The following is a 7,603-nucleotide window of genomic DNA, read 5'->3' as shown; positions in this document are numbered from 1 at the left end:
AGATGTGTATAAGAGACAGGGTTGGGGCGCTCGGCGCCGAGCGTTGTATCGTCGCCGTGGCCGGGGTAGACGACGGTGGAGTCGTCGTACACGTCGAACACCCGGGCGGTGACGTCGTCGAGCAGCTGGGTGAAGTCGCCCGGCTGCCACGTCTTGCCGACGCCGCCGGGGAACAGGCAGTCGCCGGTGAACAGCTGGGTCACCCCGCCCGTCGCGGGCCCGTCGAGGGCGAGCGCGATCGAGCCGGGCGTGTGCCCGCGCAGGTGGATGACGTCGAAGCGCAGCTCGCCGATCTCCACGGTGTCGCCGCCCGCCAGCAAACGGTCCGGTTTGACGGGCAGCGGCTCGGCGTCGATCTCGTGGGCGGCGGTGGGTGCCCCGGTGGCCGCGGCGACGGCCTGCAGCGCCTGCCAGTGGTCGAAGTGTTGGTGGCTGGTCAAGATCAGCGAGACCTTCGGTGCGTGCTCCCGGATCAGGCCGATCAGCACGTCCGCGTCGTTGGCGGCGTCGATCAACAGGGTTTCGCCGGTAGCGGAACATGTCACCAGATACGCGTTGTTGTCCATGGGGCCCACCGAGGCCTTTAGGATCGTGGCGCCGGGTAGGGTCCGGCGGGCCGCGGTACCGGGGTCGACGTGTCCGGTGTAGTCGTCGCTAGGCACAACCGAGGCAGTCATAGCGGCCACGTTACTGGTCAAACGTTGCTTGTCGGTACGGGCACATAGCATGGAATGCGCCGTGCGCATACCCGCCGCAGTACGCAGAGGATTCACCGAGAGAGGGCAGCGTGGCTGACCGCCTGATCATCAAGGGCGCCCGCGAACACAACCTGCGTGGCGTCGACCTCGACCTGCCCCGCGACGCGCTGATCGTCTTCACCGGGCTGTCGGGTTCGGGCAAATCGTCGCTGGCGTTCGACACCATCTTCGCCGAGGGCCAGCGCCGGTACGTGGAGTCGCTGTCGGCCTATGCGCGGCAGTTCCTGGGGCAGATGGACAAGCCGGACGTCGATTTCATCGAGGGCCTGTCCCCGGCGGTGTCGATCGACCAGAAGTCGACCAACCGCAACCCGAGGTCGACCGTCGGGACCATCACCGAGGTGTATGACTACCTGCGGCTGCTCTACGCGCGCGCCGGCACCCCGCACTGCCCGGTCTGCGGTGAGCGGATCGCCCGCCAGACGCCCCAGCAAATCGTCGACCAGGTGCTGGCGATGCCGGAGGGCACCCGTTTCCTGGTGCTCGCGCCGGTGGTGCGCACCCGCAAGGGCGAGTTCGCCGACCTGTTCGAGAAGCTGAACGCGCAGGGCTACAGCCGGGTGCGGGTCGACGGCGTGGTGCATCCGCTGACCGACCCGCCCAAGCTGAAGAAGCAGGAGAAGCACGACATCGAGGTGGTGGTGGACCGCCTCACCGTCAAGGCCAGCGCCAAGCAGCGGCTCACCGACTCGGTGGAGACCGCGCTCAACCTGGCCGACGGCATCGTCGTGCTGGAGTTCGTCGACCACGAGCACGACGCCCACAATCGTGAGCAGCGGTTCTCCGAGAAGCTGGCCTGCCCCAACGGCCACGCGCTGGCGGTCGACGACCTGGAGCCGCGTTCGTTCTCGTTCAACTCGCCCTACGGCGCCTGCCCCGAGTGCACCGGCCTGGGCATCCGCAAGGAGGTCGACCCCGACCTGGTGGTGCCCGACCCCGAGCGCACGCTGGCCGAGGGCGCGGTGGCGCCGTGGTCCACCGGCCACACCGCCGAGTACTTCACCCGGATGATGGCCGGCCTCGGCGAGGAGATGGGCTTCGACGTCGACACGCCGTGGCGCAAGCTGCCGCCCAAGGCGCGCAAGGCGATCCTCGAGGGCTGCGACCACCAGGTGCACGTGCGCTACCGCAACCGGTATGGCCGAACCCGTTCCTACTACGCCGATTTCGAGGGTGTGCTGGCGTTCCTGCAACGCAAGATGGCCCAGACCGAATCCGAGCAGATGAAGGAACGCTACGAGGGCTTCATGCGTGACGTGCCCTGCCCGGAGTGCGAGGGCACCCGGCTCAAGCCGGAGATCCTGGCGGTGACGCTCGCCGCGGGCCGGCACGGCAAGAAGTCCATCGCCGAGGTGTCCGAGCTGTCGATCTCGGACTGCTCGGACTTCCTGAACGCGCTCACCCTGGGCCCGCGCGAACAGGCGATCGCGGGCCAGGTGCTCAAGGAAATCCAGTCGCGGCTGGGCTTTCTGCTCGACGTCGGGCTGGACTACCTGTCGCTGTCGCGCGCCGCGGCCACGCTGTCCGGTGGTGAGGCGCAACGCATCCGGCTGGCCACCCAGATCGGGTCCGGCCTGGTGGGCGTGCTCTACGTGCTCGACGAGCCGTCCATCGGCCTGCACCAGCGTGACAACCGGCGCCTCATCGAAACCCTCACGCGGCTAAGGGATTTGGGCAATACCCTGATCGTCGTCGAGCACGACGAGGACACCATCGCGCACGCGGACTGGATCGTCGACATCGGTCCCCGCGCCGGTGAGCACGGCGGCCAGATCGTGCACAGCGGCACCTATGCCGAGCTGCTGGCCAACAAGGACTCGATCACCGGCGCCTTCCTGTCGGGCAAGGAGGCCATCGAGATGCCGGCGATCCGGCGTCCGACAGACCGCAAGCGCCAGCTCACCGTCGTCGGCGCCCGCGAGCACAACCTGCGCGGCATCGACGTCTCGTTCCCGCTCGGCGTGCTCACCTCGGTGACGGGGGTGTCCGGCTCCGGCAAGTCCACGCTGGTCAACGACATCCTGGCCACGGTGCTGGCCAACCGGCTCAACGGCGCCCGGCTGGTGCCGGGGCGGCACACCCGGGTGACGGGCCTGGACCACCTGGACAAGCTGGTGCGGGTGGACCAGTCGCCGATCGGGCGCACGCCGCGGTCCAACCCGGCCACCTACACCGGGGTGTTCGACAAGATCCGCACCCTGTTCGCGGCCACCACCGAGGCGAAAGTCCGTGGCTACCAACCGGGCCGGTTCTCGTTCAACGTCAAGGGCGGCCGCTGCGAGGCGTGCACGGGCGACGGCACCATCAAGATCGAGATGAACTTCCTGCCCGACGTCTACGTGCCGTGCGAGGTGTGCCATGGCGCACGCTACAACCGCGAAACGCTGGAGGTGCACTACAAGGGCAAGACCATCTCCGAGGTGCTGGACATGTCGATCGAGGAGGCGGCGGACTTCTTCGAGCCGATCACCGGCATCCACCGCTACCTGCGCACGCTGGTCGACGTCGGTCTCGGCTACGTCCGGCTGGGCCAGCCCGCGCCGACGCTGTCCGGGGGTGAGGCGCAGCGCGTCAAGCTGGCCGCCGAACTGCAGAAGCGCTCGACCGGGCGGACCGTCTACATCCTCGACGAGCCCACCACCGGCCTGCATTTCGACGACATCCGCAAGCTGCTCAGCGTCATCAACGGCCTGGTGGACAAGGGCAACACCGTGATCGTGATCGAGCACAACCTCGACGTCATCAAGACGTCGGACTGGATCGTCGACATGGGGCCCGAGGGCGGGGCCGAGGGCGGAACCGTGGTGGCCGAGGGCACCCCGGAGGACATCGCCGCCGTGCCGGAGAGCTACACCGGCAAGTTTCTCGCCGAGGTCATCGGCCGCGCCGCGCCGCCGCGGCGGTCGACCCGGCGACGCAAGGTGACCGCCTGATCGGCTCTCAGCCCGGGATTTTCGCCGCCATCTGGTTGGCGATCTGCCTGCCCTGGTTGATGATTCCGGGCGCGCAGGCGTTGACATCGAGCACGACGTTCGACACCGCCGACAGGACGTGCTGGCACACCACCGGGCTGTTGGCCAGCGTGTGCTGCAGGGCGATGTTGGGCGGATTGCCGCTGATCTGACCGAAGGTCCATTCGAGCGGGGCCTTGTCGGCGGGCTGGGTCACCGTCTTGCCCCCGCAGTCCCGCCATTGGGGCCACTGGTCGGTCACGAATTTGCGGGCCTGGTCGGCGGTGGCGAAGATCACCGCGCCCTGGACCACGACGTAGGCCGGTTTGCTCTGCGGCTTCTTCATCAGCTGGGCCAGCGTCGCGGTGTAGCCGCTGCTCTTGTACGTCCGGGTTTGGAACCCCATCAGCGCGCCCAGGCACTTCTCGTCCGACAGCGTGTTGTCGGGGCCGGGGTCGGTCATCTCCGTCACGCTGTGGTCGACGACGATGCCGGTGGTGCCGATGAGGACGTTGACCTGGTCGACCGGCAGCAGCAGCGAATCCAGTTGTGCGGGACCAACTATGGGCGCCGTGCTGGTGGTCACCGCGCTCGCGGTCGAGGTCGCCTCGGTCGGGCTCGTCGTGGTGGGGTTGTCGGGTTGCGTGGCCGAGGACCTGTCGACCGCCAACCACACCCCGGTACCCGCGATGACGGCGACGACGAGCGCGAGGGCGCCGATGACCAGGCCCAGCCTGCGCCTGGGTGGCGCGGGTGGCGCCCAGGGCGGCGGGGTGGGGAACCACGTCGGGGGCGGCGGCGCGAAATGGCGGCTGTGCTGGATCAATTCGGTCGCCTCGCGTTGATCCGGCGTGCTGAGCGCGTGCAGGGCCGCCTTCGCCAGATCGCCCGCGGTGAGGTATCGGGCGCCCGGGTCTTTGGCCATCCCGCGGGCGATCACCTCGTCGAACGCCGCGGGCACGGCGGGGTTTCGCTGGCTCGGGCGGGGGACCGGCTGCGCCAGGTGTGCGGCCATCAGGCTGCTGAGGCTGGTCGTCTGGAACGGCCTTGTGCCCGTGAGGCATTCGAAAAGCAGGCAGGCGAGGGCGTAGATGTCGACGCGGTAGGTGGGGTCGTCGTTGCCGAATCGCTCGGGCGCCATGTAGTTCCAGCTGCCGATGGCGGCGCCGGTCTTGGTCACCCGCTCGTCGGTGGCCGCGGCGGCGATGCCGAAGTCGACCAGGTAGGCGAAGTCGCCCTCGGCGAGCAGGATGTTCTCGGGTTTGATGTCGCGATGAATGACCCCGGCGCGGTGCGCGGCATCGAGGGCGGCGGCGACCTGTTCGACGATCGCGACGGCGCGCGGTGGCGCCAGCGGCCCCGTGCGGCTCAGCACGGTGCCCAGGTCGCGCCCCTCGATGAGGCGCATGTCGATGAACACCTGGCCGTCGACCTCGCCGAAATCGTGGATCGGCACGATGTGCGGTTCCTGCAGCCGGCCCGCCGTCCGGGCCTCGCGCTGCATGCGCCGGCGGAAGGAGTCGTCCGAGCTCACCTGCTCGGACATCAGTTTCAGCGCCACCACCCGGTCCTTGACGGTGTCGTAGGCCTCGTAGACCTCGCCCATCCCGCCGCGGCCCAACAACCGCCGCAACTGGTAGGGCCCAAACCGGCTCCCGATCCGCGAACCCGGCCGCGTTTCACTCATCGAGCGTCCCCCCGACGCCAAGCCGACTTCCTAGCCTTCGTCCGCGTGCATCGACTCGCGGATCTGGGCCAACCGTTCGGCGGCGGCGCGCTCCCGCTCGTCGTATTGCTCGGCGACCGAACGGCCCTCGGGGGATTCGGCGTCCAATTCCGCGCCGCCCACCGACGTCGCGTAGCGGTTCTCGATCTTCTCGCGCACGGACTCGAAGGTCGGTACGCCCGCGCTGTCGTACCCGGGGTCGGGCGCGGTGGCGCCGGGCGTTGCTGGTTCGTCGGGCATGGTCGCTACGCTACTGAAGCCCGTCGCTCGCGCTGCAGATACCGCACCATTTGCTCCCAGTACACCAGCGTCAGCGCCATCTGGATCGCGATGGCCGTGGCCGCCGGCAGTGCCCGCCGGCGCCATGCGGCGACGACGGCGCCCAGCGCGGCCACCGACGTCAGCGCGCTGACCGCCATGGCCGCGTCGCGGGGGCGGCGGCTGATCCACAACTCCTCGCCCAGCATCGCCCGCGTCGACCACGCCCGCCGGTGCGCCGGCTTGCCGAACACGAACGGATTCACGGCCAGCCACAACGCAATCCACGCCGCGTCGCGCCAGCGCCGCGTCCACACCGGCACCACGATCAACGGGGTGCTCGCCCAACGGGTCCAGGCGCTCCACGGGTTGCAGTGCCGCGCAAAGACGGCACGCCGAACGCGCGCGACGATGGGCACCGGCGGCTACCGCCGGGCGGGGTTGGACCGGTCGGCCGGGACGACGACCGGGGTGGTGAGCGCGGGCGGGGCGGTGCCGGGCAACGCGGTCCGCGGAATGCCCGGCGTGCCCAGCCGGCCGGCCAGCCACGGCAGCGCGGCGGCGAAGGCCCGGTCGGCGAAGGGCCAGTCGTGCTTGCCGGGCTGCGCCAGCACCGCGCAGTCGATGCCGTTTGCGCGCCCGAGCGCACACAGCGAGTAGGCGGCCGCGGTCTGGTTGCCCGGGTCGGCGGCGGCCTCCCGGCCGGCCAGGCGGATCGCGCCGCTGTCGGTCATCATCGGGTCGTGGCGCGCCGCCGGCGGCCCGTCCGCGGAGATCGCGAACCAGCCCGCCACGTCGCTGTACGGCCCGTGCCGGCTGATCACCGTGGTCGGGTCGAAAGCCGCCCAGGCGTCGGCGTTTCCGCCGAACAGCCGGGCGATGGTCTGCGCCTTGGTGCCGGCGTTGGGGAAGAAGTCGCCGGCGACGTCGACGAACGCGCTGAACATGTCGGGGTGCATGACCGTCAGGTCGACGGCGCAGGTCCCACCCATCGACCAGCCGGCGACGCCCCAGTTGGTTCGGTCGCGGCTAACGCCGAACTTCGAAACCATATACGGCACAACGTCTTTGGTCAGATGGTCGGCGGCGTTACCGCGGGCGCCGTTGACGCATTCGGTGTCGTTGTTGAACGCGCCGCCGGAGTCGACGAACACCAGCACCGGCGCCTTGCCGTCGTGGGCGGCCGCGAAGTCGTCGATCGTCTTGATCGCGTTGCCCGCGCGGGTCCAGTCCGCGGGGGTGTTGAACTGGCCCCCGATCATCATGACCGTCGGCAGGGCCGGCGGCGGGTTGCTGGTGAACCATTCGGGCGGCAGGTAAACCAGCTCACCGCGATGCTTGAAATGCGATGCGTCCGCCGGTATCGCCACCGGAACGACGCTGCCGTGCGGCGGACGCGCCCGCTTGGCGGCCATCGCGATCACGGTCGCCGGGTCGGTCTGGTCGGGCAGGGGACCGGAGGTGAGCTGGTTCCACGCCGCCTGCACGGTCGGGAAGTAGCCGACCCACAGGTTGAGCACCAGCGCGGCGCACAGCGCGCACAACGGCACGGCCAGCAGCCCGGCCCCGCGCCGCCAGCGCCGCGCGCCGCGCCAGCCCAGGACCAGCGCCGCCCCCGCCGTCCCGGTCAACGCGATCCAGACCCACAGCGCGGCCGGCGCGGGGTCGTCGGACAGGCCGCGGTCGGCGATGTACCAGTGCGTCAGGTAGGCCGCGGCGGCACCGGTCAGCGCAGCTCCCGGCAACCACACCGTCCGCCACCGGCGCGACCGCCAGCCGACGGCGAGCGCGAGCACCACCGCGGTGACCACCTGGATCGTGGTGGGCAGCCAGCCGTGCATCAGCGACGTGTGACTACTTGCCAGCAACTGCGTCGTGGCGTTGGTCGTCGACGCGGTCACGGCACTCAT

General features: G+C 69.9%; 6 protein-coding genes. 1 reads left to right on the top strand and 5 read right to left on the bottom strand.

The window, feature by feature from the left end; genetic code table 11:
• Positions 1–677 (bottom strand): MBL fold metallo-hydrolase (locus WU80_RS16045; RefSeq protein ID WP_055405789.1); only part of this gene is annotated, 677 nt, incomplete at its 3' end.
• Between the two features lie 110 nt (positions 678–787).
• Here WU80_RS16045 and uvrA point away from each other — a divergent pair.
• A complete protein-coding gene (gene uvrA / locus WU80_RS16040) occupies positions 788–3,691 on the top strand; it encodes an excinuclease ABC subunit UvrA (RefSeq protein ID WP_055402811.1) in 2,904 nt (967 codons plus the stop codon).
• A gap of 7 nt (positions 3,692–3,698) precedes the next feature.
• Here the strand turns inward: uvrA and WU80_RS16035 are convergent, their stop codons facing one another.
• From WU80_RS16035 to WU80_RS16020, 4 genes are read right to left on the bottom strand one after another with little or no spacing between them, the layout of a single operon-like run.
• The gene (locus tag WU80_RS16035; RefSeq protein WP_055402808.1) at positions 3,699–5,396 is read right to left on the bottom strand and encodes a serine/threonine-protein kinase PknH/PknJ; all 1,698 of its coding nucleotides are present in this window, start codon (positions 5,394–5,396) and stop codon (positions 3,699–3,701) included.
• A 30-nt stretch (positions 5,397–5,426) separates the two neighbouring features.
• A complete protein-coding gene (locus WU80_RS16030) occupies positions 5,427–5,675 on the bottom strand; it encodes a hypothetical protein (RefSeq protein ID WP_055402805.1) in 249 nt (82 codons plus the stop codon).
• 5 nt (positions 5,676–5,680) lie between these two features.
• The gene (locus WU80_RS16025) at positions 5,681–6,112 is read right to left on the bottom strand and encodes a DUF6653 family protein (protein WP_055402803.1); all 432 of its coding nucleotides are present in this window, start codon (positions 6,110–6,112) and stop codon (positions 5,681–5,683) included.
• Positions 6,113–6,118: 6 nt separating this feature from the next.
• Positions 6,119–7,603: an alpha/beta hydrolase family protein gene (locus WU80_RS16020; RefSeq protein ID WP_197281206.1), complete on the bottom strand. Its 1,485-nt coding sequence runs from the start codon at positions 7,601–7,603 to the stop codon at positions 6,119–6,121.

The sequence above is a fragment of the Mycobacterium sp. UM_11 genome, from assembly GCF_001414075.1.
In the GTDB taxonomy this organism is placed as follows: domain Bacteria; phylum Actinomycetota; class Actinomycetes; order Mycobacteriales; family Mycobacteriaceae; genus Mycobacterium.
This window is presented reverse-complemented; position numbering and strand designations above follow the sequence as displayed.

Bases quoted from the DNA above. Each gene is read 5' to 3' on its own strand.
- WU80_RS16020 (WP_197281206.1), bottom strand. From the start codon at position 7,603: ATGAGTGCCGTGACCGCGTCGACGACCAACGCCACGACGCAGTTGCTG.
- WU80_RS16030 (WP_055402805.1), bottom strand. From the start codon at position 5,675: ATGCCCGACGAACCAGCAACGCCCGGCGCCACCGCGCCCGACCCCGGG.
- WU80_RS16035 (WP_055402808.1), bottom strand. From the start codon at position 5,396: ATGAGTGAAACGCGGCCGGGTTCGCGGATCGGGAGCCGGTTTGGGCCC.